This is a genomic window from Lysinibacillus sp. RC46 (assembly GCF_041262385.1).
Classification (GTDB): domain Bacteria; phylum Bacillota; class Bacilli; order Bacillales_A; family Planococcaceae; genus Lysinibacillus.
In genome coordinates this window covers 147762-165884 of the sequence record NZ_JBGCCF010000005.1, presented here as the reverse complement: position 1 = coordinate 165884, position 18123 = coordinate 147762, and the positions used below count along the sequence as shown (strand labels likewise).

The 18123-nt window shown below is 35.8% G+C and carries 18 protein-coding genes and 4 pseudogenes; 4 read left to right on the top strand and 18 right to left on the bottom strand.

Going from position 1 to position 18123, the window contains the following annotated elements:
• Positions 1–741 precede the first annotated feature (741 nt).
• The 6 genes from ABH966_RS06690 to fadH all read right to left on the bottom strand — a co-directional run bounded on the left by ABH966_RS06690 (position 742) and on the right by fadH (position 5627).
• On the bottom strand, positions 742–1515 hold the full coding sequence (locus tag ABH966_RS06690) for a DUF7683 domain-containing protein (protein ID WP_370076933.1): 774 nt from the start codon (positions 1513–1515) through the stop codon (positions 742–744).
• 147 nt (positions 1516–1662) lie between these two features.
• The gene (locus ABH966_RS06685) at positions 1663–2415 is read right to left on the bottom strand and encodes an SAR2788 family putative toxin (RefSeq protein ID WP_370077036.1); all 753 of its coding nucleotides are present in this window, start codon (positions 2413–2415) and stop codon (positions 1663–1665) included.
• A 318-nt stretch (positions 2416–2733) separates the two neighbouring features.
• Positions 2734–3627 (bottom strand): transcriptional regulator CcpC, encoded by an 894-nt coding sequence (locus ABH966_RS06680; protein WP_370077034.1) that lies wholly within the window; start codon positions 3625–3627, stop codon positions 2734–2736.
• A gap of 68 nt (positions 3628–3695) precedes the next feature.
• Entirely contained in the window at positions 3696–4136 is a 441-nt protein-coding gene (cbpB, locus tag ABH966_RS06675; RefSeq protein WP_370076931.1) for a cyclic-di-AMP-binding protein CbpB, read from the bottom strand.
• A 252-nt stretch (positions 4137–4388) separates the two neighbouring features.
• Positions 4389–4628: a hypothetical protein gene (locus ABH966_RS06670; protein WP_049668244.1), complete on the bottom strand. Its 240-nt coding sequence runs from the start codon at positions 4626–4628 to the stop codon at positions 4389–4391.
• Positions 4629–4859: 231 nt separating this feature from the next.
• Positions 4860–5627: a 2,4-dienoyl-CoA reductase gene (gene fadH, locus ABH966_RS06665; RefSeq protein WP_370076929.1), complete on the bottom strand. Its 768-nt coding sequence runs from the start codon at positions 5625–5627 to the stop codon at positions 4860–4862.
• 180 nt (positions 5628–5807) lie between these two features.
• Between fadH and ABH966_RS06660 the strand changes: the two genes are divergently transcribed.
• Positions 5808–6116 (top strand): hypothetical protein, encoded by a 309-nt coding sequence (locus ABH966_RS06660; protein ID WP_370076928.1) that lies wholly within the window; start codon positions 5808–5810, stop codon positions 6114–6116.
• Between the two features lie 6 nt (positions 6117–6122).
• On the opposite strand, the gene ABH966_RS06655 is transcribed toward ABH966_RS06660, so the two are convergent.
• From ABH966_RS06655 to ABH966_RS27070, 9 genes and pseudogenes are all read right to left on the bottom strand, one after another.
• Positions 6123–6947: a PP2C family serine/threonine-protein phosphatase gene (locus tag ABH966_RS06655; RefSeq protein WP_370076927.1), complete on the bottom strand. Its 825-nt coding sequence runs from the start codon at positions 6945–6947 to the stop codon at positions 6123–6125.
• The gene (locus tag ABH966_RS06650) at positions 6940–7392 is read right to left on the bottom strand and encodes an HIT family protein (RefSeq protein WP_370076926.1); all 453 of its coding nucleotides are present in this window, start codon (positions 7390–7392) and stop codon (positions 6940–6942) included. Before ABH966_RS06650 ends, ABH966_RS06655 begins: the two co-directional genes overlap by 8 nt.
• 140 nt (positions 7393–7532) lie before the next feature.
• Complete coding sequence (locus ABH966_RS06645; protein WP_370076925.1) at positions 7533–8717, bottom strand: iron-containing alcohol dehydrogenase; 1185 nt, start codon at positions 8715–8717, stop codon at positions 7533–7535.
• A gap of 16 nt (positions 8718–8733) precedes the next feature.
• Complete coding sequence (locus tag ABH966_RS06640) at positions 8734–9495, bottom strand: 3-hydroxybutyrate dehydrogenase (RefSeq protein WP_370076924.1); 762 nt, start codon at positions 9493–9495, stop codon at positions 8734–8736.
• Positions 9496–9506: 11 nt separating this feature from the next.
• Positions 9507–10823, bottom strand: coding sequence for a GntP family permease (locus ABH966_RS06635; protein ID WP_370076923.1), 1317 nt, complete (start codon positions 10821–10823; stop codon positions 9507–9509).
• 225 nt (positions 10824–11048) lie between these two features.
• A pseudogene (locus ABH966_RS06630) lies at positions 11049–11245 on the bottom strand (IS110 family transposase); the annotation flags it as partial.
• A 270-nt stretch (positions 11246–11515) separates the two neighbouring features.
• Positions 11516–12241, bottom strand: coding sequence for a M15 family metallopeptidase (locus tag ABH966_RS06625; RefSeq protein ID WP_370076922.1), 726 nt, complete (start codon positions 12239–12241; stop codon positions 11516–11518).
• Between the two features lie 154 nt (positions 12242–12395).
• Positions 12396–13091: pseudogene (locus ABH966_RS06620) on the bottom strand (M15 family metallopeptidase); the annotation flags it as partial.
• 705 nt (positions 13092–13796) lie between these two features.
• Positions 13797–13907, bottom strand: a pseudogene (locus tag ABH966_RS27070) (3-ketoacyl-ACP reductase); the annotation flags it as partial.
• Between the two features lie 498 nt (positions 13908–14405).
• Here ABH966_RS27070 and ABH966_RS06615 point away from each other — a divergent pair.
• From ABH966_RS06615 to ABH966_RS06605, 3 genes are all read left to right on the top strand, one after another.
• Entirely contained in the window at positions 14406–14951 is a 546-nt protein-coding gene (locus ABH966_RS06615) for a hypothetical protein (RefSeq protein WP_370076920.1), read from the top strand.
• A gap of 83 nt (positions 14952–15034) precedes the next feature.
• Positions 15035–16087: a hypothetical protein gene (locus ABH966_RS06610; RefSeq protein ID WP_370076918.1), complete on the top strand. Its 1053-nt coding sequence runs from the start codon at positions 15035–15037 to the stop codon at positions 16085–16087.
• A gap of 117 nt (positions 16088–16204) precedes the next feature.
• On the top strand, positions 16205–16459 hold the full coding sequence (locus tag ABH966_RS06605) for a hypothetical protein (RefSeq protein WP_370076916.1): 255 nt from the start codon (positions 16205–16207) through the stop codon (positions 16457–16459).
• 247 nt (positions 16460–16706) lie between these two features.
• Here ABH966_RS06605 and ABH966_RS06600 read toward each other — a convergent pair.
• From ABH966_RS06600 to ABH966_RS06590, 3 genes and pseudogenes are all read right to left on the bottom strand, one after another.
• A pseudogene (locus tag ABH966_RS06600) lies at positions 16707–16889 on the bottom strand (PadR family transcriptional regulator); the annotation flags it as partial.
• Between the two features lie 509 nt (positions 16890–17398).
• Positions 17399–17665, bottom strand: a complete 267-nt coding sequence (locus ABH966_RS06595; RefSeq protein WP_370076914.1) for a hypothetical protein — start codon at positions 17663–17665, stop codon at positions 17399–17401.
• Positions 17662–18120, bottom strand: a complete 459-nt coding sequence (locus ABH966_RS06590) for a hypothetical protein (RefSeq protein ID WP_370076912.1) — start codon at positions 18118–18120, stop codon at positions 17662–17664. The genes ABH966_RS06595 and ABH966_RS06590 overlap by 4 nt, the downstream gene beginning before the upstream one ends.
• Between the last annotated feature and the right edge of the window lie 3 nt (positions 18121–18123).

Sequence of the window (18123 nt, the reverse complement as noted above, 5' to 3'; positions counted from 1 at the left end):
TAAAAGCTCTCCATAAATTGCCGTTGGTAACGATTCTATCGATTAAATTGAATTTCTTGTGTGCGTGGCAATTTTGATTTTCTGATTTTAAACGAAGTCGTAAAGGGCAATCCCGTATCTAAATTACTGATGATCAAACCTGTGAAGATCCAGAGTGCTTTAGTACGTGTTGGATTTCGTAATCGCAGAGTAAAAGAAGCAGATTTTTATGTGTTGAAGCATACGCAAGCCCCTGCGTTATTGCTGGAGGTTGGGTTTTATTGATAATAGAGCGGATAATAAGCTGTATGACGTGAAGTTTGAGGCGATTGTTGACGGGATTGTAAATGCGGTTCTTGAGGTCGATGGTGTGATTAAAAAAAGTCAATAAGACTTGTGGGCAAGTGATTGTATAAGATTACAAAAGCAACTCTTGAATAGTGCTTCTTTTACAGAGGTTACATTCTTGAACATTGCATCGATAGGGTTTAATCTATCGAGACGTAGTCAATTTTGCAACAAATAAGGGGTGCCCGTGTCTCAAATAAGGTGTCTCAAAAGTCTTATCGTTGTAAATCCGCATTTTCGGGACTTAACCCCCTAAACGTTCGTTTTTGATAATTTCTTAGCGTATAATATCTGCGCTTTGTCAGTTGCCTATGTGAGTATTAGAATAAAAATCAAAAAACTGTATCCAAGCTGTTACTTAGTTTGGATACAGTTTTATCTACTGGTATTCAAAAGCGATTATGTACAGTGAGATTAATCCCCTGCACTTAGATAATATTGATACTTATTCGTATCAATTTTATGACTTAGTTTTTTTTGGAAAAATCCCTTATTACTTGATGTAATTGGAAATACTCCGATAACTGGATGAGTATTCGAAAGCTTCATTATTTTTCTATATTCCTCTATTGGAATATCAGTTAGAATTTCCTCGCCTGCTACAATATCTTCATTAATTGGAGTCCAAATAATCGTTCTCACGACGTTTTCCTCATTTATATAAAATGGAGAAACCATTTCTTCAACAAATAAATTATTTTTCTTAGCAAATTTCAATGGTTCCTCTTGATAATTATTTGTTCCAATAAACATGTAATACTCGTCTCCAAAATGCACAAAAAAATTTGAAGATATGAAATGACAATATATGAAACCTCGTAATACCATTTTAGAAATTAGACGAATTTGATCAATAGTTACTTCTTGATCATCCTTTAAGTGGAGATTGTCTAATTTTTTATCATATAATTTGTTATACAAGGCAGAATCCATATCTACATCAATATAAGTAGTGTTATAAATTCTTAATGATTTTATATGATTGACATCTAAAAACTTAATAATCGTATCAATATATGCAGTTTCGACTTTTAAATATTCTTCTAATGTAAATGTTTCACCATATATATTTTTCCCTATGTGTGAAGGACTTGTCCATTCCAACTCTTTCGTGTAATGACCTTCATTATTTCTAAAGTTGGGATTATATTTCGTTATCCTCCATTGATATTTTATATGATTACCCACTTATATCACCTCTTTAGTCATATTATTTTATGAATCAACATATAAAGAATAAAAAAATATTATAGAAAACAATGAGGGATACCACTAAAAAGAATACTAAATACTCGAAAATAAAAGTGTCTATCCACTAATTATTTTCATCTTAATTTAATCACCTATTCTCTTTAAGACAGCATCATATGTTCCAGATCTACTTTTATCCGAATTTAAGTTCTCCCATTTTTTATTTGCACCTTTCCAGACTCCTCCAATATGACTTGTTCTATCTCTAGAAATAAAATCTGGTCCGTCAACGGCATCTTTTGCTGACCTTTTAAATACAGCTGCACCAGCCTTTGTACGATAAGCAGTTTTTGCATAACCTAGTTCTGTAGCTAATTCTTTCGCAGCTGCATCTGTTGCTAACTTAGTTTTTGATGCATTGCTCACTTGCGCTTGTGTTATTCGTGCTAACCCATGTTTTGAAACTGCACGAGTAAAGCCATATCTAGCTACTGTTGCTAAAACAACTACTAAAGGAGCAACCGACGCTTGAACTTCTGCCGTATTAATATAAGTCTCTTCACCAGTTTCTTTATCAGTAAAAATTGCTCTAAAATCTTCACCATCTATTGTTAATAGGTTAACAGCGTATTGATTTTGTATAACTTCACCAGAGTTATCATCGTATAAATTATCAAGACTAATTTCATTAGTTTCAAAATCTATACTCAAATCACTTTCCACGTATATATCTTCTGTATTTAATGTAGTAGTTATTATTGTAACATTTTCTTCAACTGTTTCAGTTATTTTAATAGATTGTTCATCAGTTTCATAACTTGTTAAATTTTCATTCCCATTCGCTTGTACTAACAAAAAATTGGGGGAGACACCTGAAATTATTAAAGCAACAACAATAGTAACACATAGGCAATTAAGGCCGCAAAAAGCTGATTAAATACTGCATTTTTCGTCGTGCCAAATAACACAGGTACATTTAAGTTCTGTTAAATCCAGCAAAAAAAGGAATCGATTGCCCAGGGTTCTTTGTACATACCTGCGATTTCTTCTGCTGCCACATCACGAAGATTCGTGACAACTCGTACAATCCCACAACACGGTGGCGTTCTTTTGTTTGTTTTTGAGCCGTGCCAAGTTACATGTGAAATTAGCGACGATATTGGCCGTGCACAAAAAGACAGCCCCAAGTGAATCACTTGAGACTGCCTTAAGATATTATTTTTTTTTCGTATAATCAAACAAACATCGCGCATGGTCTTGCACTACTTCTACAAAAGCCTCTACTTGCCGTAATTCAAATGAAGATTCATAGCCAATTAACCAAGTATCACGCGTTATACCAAATTCTTTTTCATTATTCGTTAACGCTATTTTATTAATACCATCATTATCATTTAAAGTAATGGAAGGTAAAATAGCATAACCAATGCCGTTCAATGCCATTTGCTTACAAATTTCAATCTGATCCACTAAAATTTGTTTTCTTGGATTTGAAGCGAAATGTTGCTGCCACCATTGTTGAATTTCCTGATAGTAATTGGAATCACTTTTAAATTGAATAAAAGGTCGATCTGTCGTCAGGACATCTTCTATAGTTTTTAGCTCTTTATCTACTAAATAAAGCGTGTCACGAAATAGGTGAATTTTTTCCCCTTTCCAATCAACCTGCCCACGTACAATCCCTATATGAGCCTCACCCTCATAAAGCGCTTTTACAATTTCAGAGCTCCAGCCAGTCATCAGAGAGATTTTTGCATCAGGATATTTCGATACAAAATCCTTTAATATGATCGGAAGCCAGTTTTGGCCGACAATCGATGCACAGGCGATTTTCAATGTCCCGTTTACTTTCGTCGTTAATGATTGGATTGTTTCAAATATCTCTTCTTTTTTGCTGAGCATTTCTGTTGCATAGGCAATAATAAGCTCTCCAGCAGGTGTCGCCGTAAGTCCTTTTTGCGAACGAATAAATAACTGAGCACCCCAGTCCTTTTCAATAGTCTGCAACCGTTGTGAAAGTGCTGGCTGAGATAAAAATAAACGTTCTGCTGCTTTACGCATATTACGTTCCTCTGCTAGTACTTTTAAAATTTCAGCTTCCGTTGCCATCAATCAGTAAACCTCCAATACAAGCAAAGAGGGCCTCATGATTTTCATCTGAGTCCCCTCTTAAACTACTACTCTTTTTGATAAATATATTTTTTCAATTGCTTTAAAATAACACGTCTTGTTAAAATTCCCGCAAATGTTCCTTCTTCGTCCACAACACATAAAAAGGCGTGATTAATAACTAAGTCGAGCGCTCGCTGGAAAGTATCCTTCAACTTTAATACAGCGATATCTTTCTCCATTATTGTATCCACTTTAATGTCGGGTAGCTTTTCATATTCAATATGTTCTAGTCCAAGAATGGATTCAGTAATCATTTTCATACTTAGTAAACCTTGAAGTCGATATTTCATATCTAAAACAGGTATCGATGAATACCCTGTACGTGTAAGTACTAGGAGTGCATGTTCCGCACTATTTCCACTTTGTACATGTGCAACCTTTTCAGATGAAATAATAAAATCACTAATTGGCATTGCTAATAAGTCTTTGCTGTTAGTTGAAATCATGAACTTCTTCTCCTTTTCTGTCCCCGCTTTGCAGAACAGGATGCTTCCCTTTTATCATATCATAACTATTCCTTTTATGACCACGACAAGGCCGAGAAGAGTTTTTTATAAAGCAACGAATTATTTTAGCATTTTGAACAAAACTAAGTATCGAAAGTGCATATATACGAGGGTTTTTATTTGAGGGTAATGGAGAAATATCTTCATTCAGCCTCATTTATAAAATATGAACTGAATGAAGATATTATTTACTTAATATCCAGCCTTACTCCAGTAATAAAAAATCATTATTCCCAAAAAGAGTAAAAAAATGATATATACCCAAACAACTGGGTTGAGCATAGTCGCATACTCTTCAACGGTTTCTGAAATCGGCGTATCGTTTTCTGATTTCCGCTGAGATGTCATTTTAGCAATTTTCAGCGTCGACACAAGCGAAATGGCAGAAATAATCGTAATGGCAATAAGAGCCGGTATTAACCACATACCCATCGGCAAAACTCCTTTCTTTACCCTTAGTATGCGTCAACCCAGCTCTCCATTATGCAAAGTTTTTATTATCAATTAGCCTCGGCAAATTGCCGCTGACGCTTTGCTTTCGCGCAGAAAACATTTGCCGCTTTCGCCACATAAAATAATTGTAACAGCCATTTCGCTTCCGTTACATAAAACACTTGTAGCTGTCGCTTTGCCTTCGCTACAGAAAAAAATTGCTGAAAAAAGTTAGAAAGGATACTGATTAAGCCATTGCCCGCCATCAAGTGTCACACATTCACCGTTCATATAACTTGCTTTATTAGACATTATAAATGTAGCTAAATCTGCAATTTCTTCAGGAGTACCTGTCCGGCCTAACGGAACAGAATCTAGCGTACGAGCAGCTGCAGCCTCTGATTCCCAAAGCTTTTCCGCACCACCTGTACGCTCAATTGGACCAGGAGCAATCGCATTTACTCGAATGCCATATTGTTTCCCCCATTCAACAGCTAACGTTCGAGTTAATGACAATACACCTGCTTTTGCTGCTGCAGAATGAATAACACCAGCACCTGCACTCCATGCGTAAGTTGCAACCATATTAATAATAGATCCCTTAATATTATTTTGGATCCAGTACTTACCGACTGCCGAAGAACAAAAGAATGTCCCATTTAAAACAATATCAATAACAGCCTTCCAACCATTTGGTGATAAATCCTCTGCACGCACTATAAAATTACCGGCCGCATTATTCACAAGCCCATCAACTTGTCCAAACTTTTCAACAGCAAATGCTAGCATTGCCTCAGCATGCTCAGGCACTCGAACATCCATTTGGAACGTTTCAATCGTTTTTCCAACCTCTAAAATAAAGGCTTTCGCTTCTGCTAATCGCTCCTCGTTACGACCTGTAATGACAACATTTGCCCCTTCAGCAACAAATTGCTTTGCCATATAAAGCCCCATGCCATTTGATCCACCCGTAATAATAATTGTTTTCCCCTGCAACATACGATTTCCCCCTTCGAAAAAAATGAATGATGATTCATATAAATATTACTATATTTTCTCGTATATGTCATATTAATTCTGCAAAACGTTAGGGAGTAGTCCTACTAGCAGGGATTCTTAAGTTGCGGGGCTATTTCACTGGCGTGCGCGGAGATTCGTTTCCCTTTCGCGGGTATTTCCATGATGCGCGCGGGAATTCACTTCTCTTCCTCGGGTATTTCTCTGACGCGCGCGGGGATCCTCTTTTCTTCCACGAGTATTTCCATGGTGCGCGCGAGTATCCGCTTCTCTTTCGCGAGTATTTCCATGGTGCGCGCGGGAATTCACTTCTCTTCCTCGGGTATTTCTCTGACGCGCGCGGAGATCCGCTTCTCTTTCGCGAGTATTTCCATGGTGCGCGCGAGTATTCGCTTCTCTTTCGCAAGTATTTCCGTGTTGCGCGGAGATCCGCTTCTCTTCCGCGGGTATTTCCATGGTGCGCGCGGGTAGAATCCATTACGAACTCGCTTCTTGATTACTTGCTCTAGTGGCTTCCTTTGCAATATTAACTTTCCAAAAAACGATAGTGGTGCTATCTCTGACACCATTTTTTTTGATATTGTTTAACATTGAGCAAATGCTCTCTTGATCCGTAGAGTTAAAAAATGAATTATAAATGTTAATAGGGTTTGAATATGGTTCATGGGGACATTCAAGTAAGCCATCTGTGGTTAGAAAAAGACGATTTTCTCCTTTTCTTAATTCTTTAATTCCAATACTGTAGCAAGGGACGTCCTGTTCAAAAGTATTGACTTGGCCTATCCATTCGTAAAATTGCCTTTGATTTAATTGAAACTGACCGAGTGCAGCCAATTCTTGATGAAATAAAAAAAGAACACAGTCTCCAACTGAAAACCACCATACATATTTATCTTTTCTTACGACAATTAAACACGCAGTTTCTCCAGTAATATTCCTGCAAACAGATAAGAACTCTTCTGATTGAAATATAGTTAAAATCTTCTCTTCAAGTCTTTTAAAGGTTTGATGGTTTGTTGGTAATGATAATAAATGTTTAATTTCATCTTTATAATAAAAAAATTGCTCGATAATGATTTGAGCACTCTCAGATGTATTATGCGCATCCAGTAAAACGGAAAATTCCCAATCTTGCTTTTCATCTAGCCATACTAAACAGCCATCTTCGTTTTTATATTGGCCTGCATCGGAGTTACCACCATATCGCCCAACAATAACATGTTTAATTTGATGAACACTTGGATGATCTATGAAGTTGTCTTGGCTACCTATCCAACTAAAATCTTCAATAGATTTACTCATATGCATTTTTCTCCAGATATGCTCTAATACGTGTACAAAGTTTAACAACTTCGCTATTGTCACCCATTGGGGCATCTTCCCAATCATACACATCATTTGGTTCCCAATATTGTTGAGGGGTATTAGGATATCGAGGAACTAAATGCATATGCAAATGTGGCACTGAGTTTCCGGAAACTAATGAATAAATATGCTCTGCCTTTTCACACTCCATTATTGCCTTACTGACTCTAGCCATAATAACCCCAAATGCTTGTGCCTCTTCTAGAGTCATATCTCCAAGAGTAGGGACATGTCTTTTTAAATCTATCATTATATGACCTAAATAATTGGGTGCTCCATTCCTATCTATATGCCCAACATGAACATATTTGTCTTCATAAATCATAACCCCTGAAGTTTGAATGTTGCCCGTGTGTTTATTGCAAATAAAACATTCTTCCATTAATCCCCACTCCCTCGCTTAAATTTTCAAAATTATAGCATAACTACCGATAAATCAGAATACTTTTCCTAACCGATAAAATAGAGTTACAAATCACATATGATTTGTAACTCTATTTTAGACAGTTTCTTTTCGAATTCCTAAAACTCATAATGATAGGCAATTTTATAAAGCTCCATTAGCTCTTCCTGTGTTGGAACCTTAGGATTATTTCCAGGGCTACCGCTAGCAATTGCATCAGCTGTCATTTTTGGAATAGCTGCGTAAAAGGCCTGTTCATCGATTCCCCACTGTTTTAAATTCCCTATATCCATCTTCTTGCACATTCCCTTTATCGAAACAATAGCCAAATCGGCAAGCTCCACTTGAGATAACTGCTCATTATCTTTATTAAAAAATTTACCTAAATCCGACAGCCGATCGACACAAGCATCCTTTGAAAATTCTAATACTGCTGGCAGGAGCATGGCATTTGAAATACCATGGGGCACATGGAATAACGCTCCTATTGGTCGAGACATGCCATGTATTAAAGCTACAGAAGCATTTGAGAATGAAAGACCTGCTTGCATTGAACCTAGCGACATTGCTTCCCGAGCTTCAATATCATTACCTTGCTCATAAACTTTTAAAATATTATTTACGATTAACTCCATGGCTGATAGTGCCAGTACATTCGAATAAGGATGTGCTAAACGAGATAAATAACTTTCAATAGCATGACTTAATGCATCGATACCAGTCGCCGCAGTGATGGAGGGTGGGGATGTAACCGTTAAAATCGGATCTACAATAGCGATACTTGGCATAAATGCAGGTTGCTTAATCATCATTTTCACGTCATTTTTCGTATTCGTAATGACTGTTGCATCCGTGGCTTCTGAACCAGTACCAGCTGTTGTCGGTATCGCAATATGCGGGATTGGTGCTTGCTCAGCTATTTTTGCCATTTTCATATAATCACCAATGTAGCCACCATTCGTTGCAACTACTGCAATTGCTTTTCCTGTATCGATACAGCTCCCGCCACCGACGGAAATAATAATATCGCAGCCCTCAGATTGTAAAATATGGAGCCCCTCTGCTACATACGTATCTACTGGTTCCGTTGTTACGCCTAAATACGAAACCGCTTCCAAACCACTAGCTTTTAATAAAGTACTACATTGATTAACAAAGCCTAAGCTATCCATTATCGGATCACTAATGATAAGAGCCTTAGTCCCCAATTTTTTCGCATAGTCGCCTACTTCTTGAAAAGAATCTCGTCCATAAACGATTGTTCCTGGTGAATGTACCGTATAGATTGTTTTTGTTTGAATCATATTTTACCCTCCTAAACTATTGTGCTGTATAACCGCCATCCAAAAGTATTGCTTGACCTGTTAACCCCTTCGCCATATCACTAGCTAAATAAAGCGCAAGTCCTGTAACTTCCGATACATCTAGTAAGCGTTTTTGAGGAACGAGTGGATAAAGCACCTGCTCAAGCACTTCCTCTACTTGAATTCCCCTTGTCTTTGCCAAATCCGTAAACTGATTACGCACTAATTCTGTATCGACATACCCTGGACAAATGGCGTTCACGGTTATCCCTTCAGTTGCAACTTCTAGTGCCGCCACTTTCGTTAAACCGACTAGCCCATGTTTGGCGGCATTGTAGCCAGCTTTACCTGCAAACCCAATAACGCCATTAATGGATGCCATATTAATAATGCGTCCAAACTTATTTTTCTTCATATGTGGTAAGACATATTTCATTGCTATAAAAGGTGCAACAAGCATCACTTTTTGCATGGATTCGAAGATTTCTGTCGCGAAATCCTCTATAAGAGAAACATGCTGAAACCCTGCGTTGTTAATTAAAATATCTATTGTCTTAAACTTTTTAATAGTAAAGTCAATCGCATCACATATTGCCTGTTCATTCGTAACATCACATGTGTATGCAGTTAATTGCGAATTTTGTTGAATTGCCTCCGCTAAAAGCTGTTCATTAATATCTGTTATAACGACATTAGCTCCCTGCTCAGCAAACGCTAACGCCATGGATAACCCGATACCACGGGCTGCTCCTGTAATAAAAACAGTTTTTCCTTTCACGTCAAATCCCCCTACATTCCTAGTGAGAATAATATGATGGCAATCAATGTACCTATAATCGGTATAATGACGGTTAAAGCACCAAATGGCATATAAGCATCTTTATGCTTTTCATTGCATACCGAATTGATGGTTGTTACTACATAACCACCATGTGGCAATGAATCGAGAGAACCTGATGCAATAGCAATTGTACGGTGCAACGCCTCCGTATCAACTCCAATGTCAATATAGTGTGGAGCAAGTAAAGGCAGTGCAATTGTTTGACCACCTGAAGCCGAGCCTGTTAAACCTGCTATTACAGCGATGGCTAACGCACCGCCAATTAACGGACTTCCAGGAATATTAGTCATAACGTCAACAGTTGCCAAAAATGATGGTGTAGCTTTTACCACACCTCCGAAACCAACTACAGCTGCCGTATTAGCGATAGCTACAACTGCCCCCATAGCACCAGCTGCTAGTGTCGCACCGACAGACTTTGAATATTTATAGCTCACTAGATAAGCCATAATACATCCGCTCGTTAATGCCACAATTAGGGCTGAAGTTCCTAGAGATTCGTGGAACGCAAAGGAAATGCCTAAAACTACTACTAGTGGTACAATACTTAAAATTGGACTTGGAAGCTTACGAGATTCATCAACAACTGGATCAGTAGAGCGTTCGATGAATATCTCTCCGCTTTTTACTGCACGTTTGATCATCCAATTTAGCCACAGTGATCCACCAATAGCCATAAAAATTGCAACAATTATACTTACTTCCCATCCGGCGTATGGCGTTGTACCAAGGTATGGAATAGGAATCCAATTTTGAATTTCCGGTGAACCTGCTGAGGTCATCGTAAAGGTTACAGAACCTAAACCAAGTGCAGCAGGGATAAAGCGACGAGGAAAATTAGCTTGCTTGAATAAACTGATAGCCATTGGATATACAGAAAAGGCTACGATAAACACTGAGACTCCACCATACGTTAGTACTGCTGCTGCAGCTACTACTGCATAGGCTGCATATTTCACTCCAATTTTTTCTACAATCCATTTAGAGACACTATCAGCTGCTCCCGTATCTTCCATTACCTTTCCGAAAATGGCTCCTGCCATGAACATTAAATACCATGAACCAACGAATCCAGTGAACCCATCCATATAACTTGTTAAGAAGTTAGCTTGATTCTCATCAGCTGTTTGTGGAAAAAATGCTAGACCATTCGTTACGGCCGCTATCAATGCAGTCAATGGTGCTGAAATCAGTAAATTTACGCCCCTCATTGTTAAATACACAAGTAAAGCTAAACTACCAAAAAGCCCAATGTACTCTAACATCCCCATCCTCCTCTTCTGCTTTTAGAAAAAAGAGCTGTAATAAAATTATTATAGGTAATATATATACTAAATGAACTAGAAGTCTTTTGGATAAAGGGTTAAAGTTTTAGTATATATACTAAAACTTTATACTAAAACTTTTGCAAGAGTTAGCGTCAGAAAAATGCGGATTTACAACGTTAAGAAATATGCATAAATTTATTCATTAAAGTCGATAGTGCTACAGAGTACCTTTTGAATGCAGTTATGTTGTCTCGCGCGTTCTTTAATTATACTCCGACGATACCGAACTAATTCTGTAATTCACGTTGGGTGCGATCTGGAATGAAACTAGCTTTGTTTGAGTAATCCATGACGAAGTAACTTGGCGATCCATTCTGCATCTTAACATCAGTCTTACGACCGGGAACCGCTTTGATATGTTAGGTATTTACAACTAAAAATTTTCGATATTATCAGCCTCGAGTATGTTGTGATTTTAAGTATATCTTTGCCGCGTTGGCAAGATGATAAGTAATCAGAGAAAGATAAATGGTTTTGAGGATTGATTGGGTAGTTGATATAGGCAGTTACTTAATATACAAATTCAATTTTTAAATTCAAAAAAGAGCCCCTATTCTCAATAGGGGCCCACTAAATTAATTTATCCTACATATTATTGGAGGAATTTTATATTTTTGAGATACTCATTGTTATTTTCTCTCTCTACTCACAGGTGCTGACTCATAATATTCTTCCAATGTTAACCCTTTATTATATAACTCAGTGGCTAAATTTACCCCAACATAACGTATATGCCATGGTTCATATTGGTAGCCGGTAATATTTTCTTTGCCTTTTGGAAAGCGAATGATATATCCATATTTATGGGCGTTATCTTCAAGCCATGCTGCCTCTCCTGTATTCGCGAAACAATCATCTGCAGCACAAGTTCCATCGGTTCCACTAACGTCAATTGCTAATCCTGATTGATGTTCGCTTGTACCAGGAACAGCACTATATGTTTTTGCTTTTTCAATACCATCTTTTTTAACATAATTATTAAATAGGGTTGTTTGAGTTTGAGAAGAACGATAGGCTGAAACACCTGCTAGATAAATATTCTGTTTATTCGCAGCATGGAACATTTTTTCGAGATACTTCGCTGCTTCTTCTTTCATCATTCTTTTTTCTATTTTTCCATTAAATATAAATGGAACATTTGGATAAACGAGATCTTTCGGTTCATAGCCTTCCGGAAAAGCATATTTTTTATTGACAAGAAGGGTGATACTTTCAGGATCAGCGACAGTGAGTAATCCCTGTTGGATTTGTTGTTTGTTTTGTTCATTTCTGGAACAGCCAAAAACAATTAGAATCATCATGAGTAGTGCAATTGTGACTGTTTTTTTATCATATTTATATGACTCCTTGTACATTAGTGTAAAAGACTCTTTCTAATAGATCCCCCAGCTGATTCGGACAACTGGGGGATCTGTTGGATTTCCTATAGGAGATTGTTCGCCTTTTGGCTCTCTCACTCTTTTTATGTTGTACCTGTTTGACCCTGGTTTACACGAGGTCCTTGAGTTTCTATACTGTATCAGGAAATACTGTCACAATCACACCATCTATATTATTACCCGATACCTCATAACGAAGATTGGCTGGTACATTAATAGTGGTATTTTCAGTAACAGGATAATAAAAGACCTCATATTTTTGACCATTTACAGTAGCAGAAATATGTTTTTCTGCTTTTAGAAAGTCTAAATATTCCTCTAAAACATAATTCTTTTCTTTCATAATCGCACTATGCGGTAAACCGACAAAGCGGATATGCCATGGTTCATTCATAATTCCAGTTATGTCCGTTTTATCCTCTGGATAACGTAGAGTAAACCCGTATTTCCAAGCGTTCTGTGCTATCCACTCTCCCTCAGGTGCTACCTCCATCTTCCCTTGGGTACTTCCCATATCAAGCGATAAACCTAAATTGTGTTCGCTGAAACCTGCTGGTAAGGCACGTTTGGAACCCATTTCTTTATAAAGTTTAGTTTGCTCATCAAATCTTCGAAAACCACTCGTAATTAAAAAACTAGAAACTCCATCTTCTTCCGCATCAAGAACCATATCCGAAAATTTACTTGCTATATCTTCTGATAAAAATATTTCGCTATTAAACACTTTATATCCTTTTACCAATTCTTTGTTAGCGTATAAATTGATGACATCTGATATTATACTTTCATTGTGAACTGGGTTCTTACTATTGACCAAAAGTAAATTTGCTGCACTTTGGGCATTGAATAAAGGAAATACCATTCCCCCAAACAATTCACACACCCATGCAATAGGAACTGAATTTACAAAAAATAAGAGTACGAATGAAAGACCTCCTCCTATTAAGTCGAGGTACATAGTTTGATAAGTTTTCGGTAACTTCGTAAGTAGTACCATAACCTTGTTATCAACGATTTCTCGCTCGCATATAATTAAAGGGTTTAAGAGAGGGAATAAAATTAATGCAATCGATTAGGCTACTTGGGGTGCTTTACTTGAAAATCATTGAGTTGCATAGGCAGCTCTTTTTTATTGAACTAAAGGCGCAGGTTAGCATAATAATATAGAATAGTTGTGGGGGAAATTGGAAGTGTGGTGGATTCAATGGAGAATGTTAAATGAATAAATGGAAGCCATAAAGAGGATAACCGTATTTTTGATTCAGAGTTTGAAGTTAAAGAATGGACAGAAGCATTATATCCAGATTGTGTTGCCTATTTAAGTGATAAAAATAATGTAGGATATGCAACACCTGATGAAAAGGAAATTAAATATTTAGCATCCTTTTTTTCTCAATAATAATGTATGATCAAATTGATACTAATAACCTTGATAAACGAACAAAAAGATGTTTACTGATGGATTTTACAAACTCAGTAAACATCTTTTCAATTTTGAATTCTCAATTATAAATAAAAAGGGAATCGATTCTTACATTGTTTGACCATTGTCTACTGCTATGATTTGTCCTGTTAGAGACTTTTGAAGAAGTGTATAACAGATGGTTTCAGCAACATCCTCGGGTGTGGAAATCCTTTTTAATCCATTTACGCCCTTTTTTTGCGCGAAAAATGCGAGGTTTATTTGAGTATGCCCCAGTTGTTCAGTTTTTAGAAGCAAGAGAGTACTTTGTCATTATCGTAAATCCACTGGTATGTATAGCATGAAGTGTTTTTTAATTATAAAGATTTTTATTGACAATCTATTAGCTGGTTTAATTTAAGTAGAAAAAGGCTCTACTCCTTATTGAAGTAAAGCACCCGTTCGCGAATTTTTCACCTATACCGGGAAGAGACTGGAATAGTTCGTTTTCTTCTAGTTATGTTTTCAATTGAGTAATCTCACATGAAATTGATTCAATGGTACTTATGTAAAAATAATATTTTAAAAAAGATTAAAACAAAATACATCCAAATTTTGTTAATATATTATATCGAAAAATCAGAAAATTACAAATTAAACTCATGAATTTAGTTAAAATCACACTTTTAATAAATTGGAAAATATTATAAGATAATAATAGAAAAAGGAGAAATTTGTATGAAACTTACAAAAATGTTAACGCCGTTCTTAATTGCAGGTGTTGTTTTATCTACAGGTAGTAATTCATCAGTTAAAGCGAGCTCTGAATATACTGATATTGATTGGGATAAGGCTTGGGAATCTTTCGAAGTAGGAAAGTATCCTAATACTATTGAACTTTTTGATCCAAATGAAATTTCAAATAATGAAACTTCAGATTATGGAATTTCACCTTTGGCAAACGAAGCGTTCAAATATACAAATGGGAAAACAACAGTTAAAGGATCGGGTAGTAAAGTTACTAGCACTGGGTATTCTCAAGACGGAGGAATTATGGATGTAATAACTGCAAAAACTTCCATTAGTACAGCAGGGTTAAGTCCTATTCAAGGTAATTTTGCTTCGACTACTGTATTGTCTTCATCTTCTAAAGCTACTTCTACAATTGAGACTAATGATTTATCGGGTACGAATGCATGGTCAGGGTTAACTTACCATACGGTAAATAGATTCACATCAAATATAACTTTTACTGGATATACCTCTGATAGTATAAACTACTAAATTTCAAATCGACATTTTCTATTAAAGAAAAAGATTTAATCATTATTATGGTTAAATCTTTTTCTTAATCAAGGAGTTAATAAATGAAAAAAATCTATTTATTTGTTATAGCAATAATTATAATTCTTTTCTTGGCAAGAATAGTATACTCAGATCTAGAAAACACAGAGAAAAATGAGATAAAAGTATATGAAGAAGTTTCTAACGATTCTCCTGATGTAAAAATTAACGATGATTACAATATATTCAACTTATCTCCAGATATCGGTCCAAAATACAGTAAAGTGTTGGGGTTCCTTCCCAACGAAAAACTTATAAAACATATTAAGATGAAGAGTGTCTCCTATCCCTATATTAAACTTGATACGGAGCAGGACCATATTATAGGGACAATTATTTTCGAAAATAAGGGGAACGAAAAATTGAAAGTTCAGAGTTTTTTCATGCAAGGTAATAAATTTGCGAAAGTAAAAATGAATAACTCTAGTGAATGGGCTTATTCCATTTTATATGATGTACAGCCTGAATCTTCAGTGGAAATTAATATTAAGATTGAATGGGATAAAGATGGGATGAATGAATTATTATTTTTCCCACTTGAACACTCGGGAATTCCGGGTTTGTACAATGGTGAAATGTCACCCATCCATCGGAATTTCGTTATGGATGGCCCTGTTAACGTAAATAACAATACTGCTAAACATACTTTTGATTTGGATTTGAAAGATGTGGAGAATGTTAATTTAACCCCTTACCCTAAATGGATAGGAAAAAATAAACAAGACATTGAATATATGATAAATGAAGGGATAGTAATTACTAAATCACCAATAGAAGGTATGAAATTAGGACCGGTTCCCTATAATACGGAAGTTGATATAATCTCTTTAGATGAAAGAGGGAATTCTTCTGTATTAATGGAGAAAGTAAAAGTGAAAAAAAACGAACCAACATATATATTTTTTGATTCTCAACAATTGAAAGAGTTACGTACATCCAAAGAAAAAAATTATCTAATGATTCTTAATAATAGGGAAGAAGAATTACTTGCAGATATAAAAGCTGTTGAATTAGGATTAAAACCCTTCCCTACCTCATTCCAAACAGTTATAGAATTTTACAAAGAGAGTGATTAATTTGTAAGTAATAAACAGATGATAAGATGGTTTAACACTGGTTTAGGAGTTATTAAGTTGAGCCCTCTTATATTCATGTATTGTATTTTAATATTATAATCTAAAGGTGGTTAAAAAATGAAATTGAAAGCATTAGTCTATTTTATAGTGATTACATTATCTCTTATAATTTCTGAACGTGGATTGATATATATTATTTTGATATCAAATTCAGGATCAGTAGTAATAAATCCTTATCCGCTATCTGAAATATCAAATTTCGTTCGTTGGGGTGTATCAGCCTTTATTGTGACGTTATCTTTATGGATTACGAATCAATTAATGCAATATTTCTCTTTAATTAAAACTAAAATGATAAAAAATGTTTCTTAATATAAAAAGCACCCTATGAAGGTAGACAATTAAAAAAAGTCTACCTTCATAGGGTGCTTTTACTTAAAAAAGATACATTATCAAGAGAATAATGAACATGAGTGTAGAAAATGAGTCATCAATTATTTAATCCGAAACAAGTGAAATAATTTGCTGAGAATCCTTACGTGAAAGACCATATCCGATTGTACGGTCTAATTAACATGAACTTAGACAGGGTTTCCCCACTCCAGGACCTTGTTCATCTAGAAATCCATTTATTTTTCTCCAAACGCTTTAATGACAGATAAAGAGTCCCTTCTTTAAGTTCAAACTGATTATTTACTCTTTTCTCGAACTAATTTTGCAAGTTCATCATATCCTTACTATGTAAAAGTGAAAGAATTAACGTATCAATATGTCCTTTTAAAACTCCCTTATCAACTTCTATTTCTCACACATATTGGTAATAACGTAATTTATATTACTCTATAATGCAAGGTATAATAAAAAAATATATTGCTGATAAATAAAGGTAGTGTAGACCAACTGTATAAAAGGAACAATTATAAAAACATTCACATGTGATAAAATATAAATAGGTCTAATATTTATAAGAGGAGGTGTTCTACGATAGTAGAAGATAATAATGTGGAAAACGTTGAAGACCAACAAGTAGTTGAATTTGTTGATGAAATAGACGAGGAAATTATGTCTGTTATTTATCGATTATACGATAAGACTTTAAGAGATTTGGTAAATCGCTAAAGATTTTTCACCAACAGCTTTGGATGAAAGATGACGATAAAGAAATAATGCTACACATATGATTAATCACGGTGCGCCTAATGAAGTGATCCAAAGCTTTAGGGGTTGTCTGTAAAGGATTCCTTAAATTTTACAGTTACAAACAACGTAGAGAACCGTTCCATAAGAAAAGGAATTTATTGTTGAACGGTATTAAACAACTTTATTATCTCGAAACAACTTGGAGCAGGCCAGAAGGGGCAGCAGCACGCATTCATTGAGTGGAACTTTTGATATATTTTTCTTATGAAGATATTCGATTAGAAATTTCCCAAGTGCTGATATTACTCCAGATTTGTTTCTTATAACTGTAATCAGATAATCTTTAGCTAAAGAACCCCATTGTTCAAGTTTAGGGTCTATTTCTGTAACCCAACTAAATGTTATGTCTGAGCTTTGTCCAAGGTTTTTTTTCTTCATCTATTTTTTCCCCTTTGGATCCACTTTTTTTGTAGCTTACGTTCTTGATTGAACCACGCATCCATATCTACGTTCATAGGTAGCTTAATGCCATTTTCTAGCGCCTCACTTGCTTGGGTGAGTGCTCGTGTCACACTATCTATCGTTGGCTCTGTATAAATATCCTGTGACTCCTCAGACTTATGGTGCAGTCCTGCCTGCATAACTGGACGGTCTAAGTTTGCAGCACGTCCACGTTGTCCCCAAGCATGCCGATGACCATGCTCAGTTGTACCATGCATTTTACCCACTGTAAGTCCTATTTTTTCTACTGCTTTGGCATGAGATTCTTTAAACGACTGCATGCTGTACATATCACCTTTAACCTTGTCCTTAAAGGATACAAACGCGAAAGGGTGTGTGTCAGGTATATTCTCACGAAGGCGTTGAGCCATATACATCTTCCAAACTTGCATAAA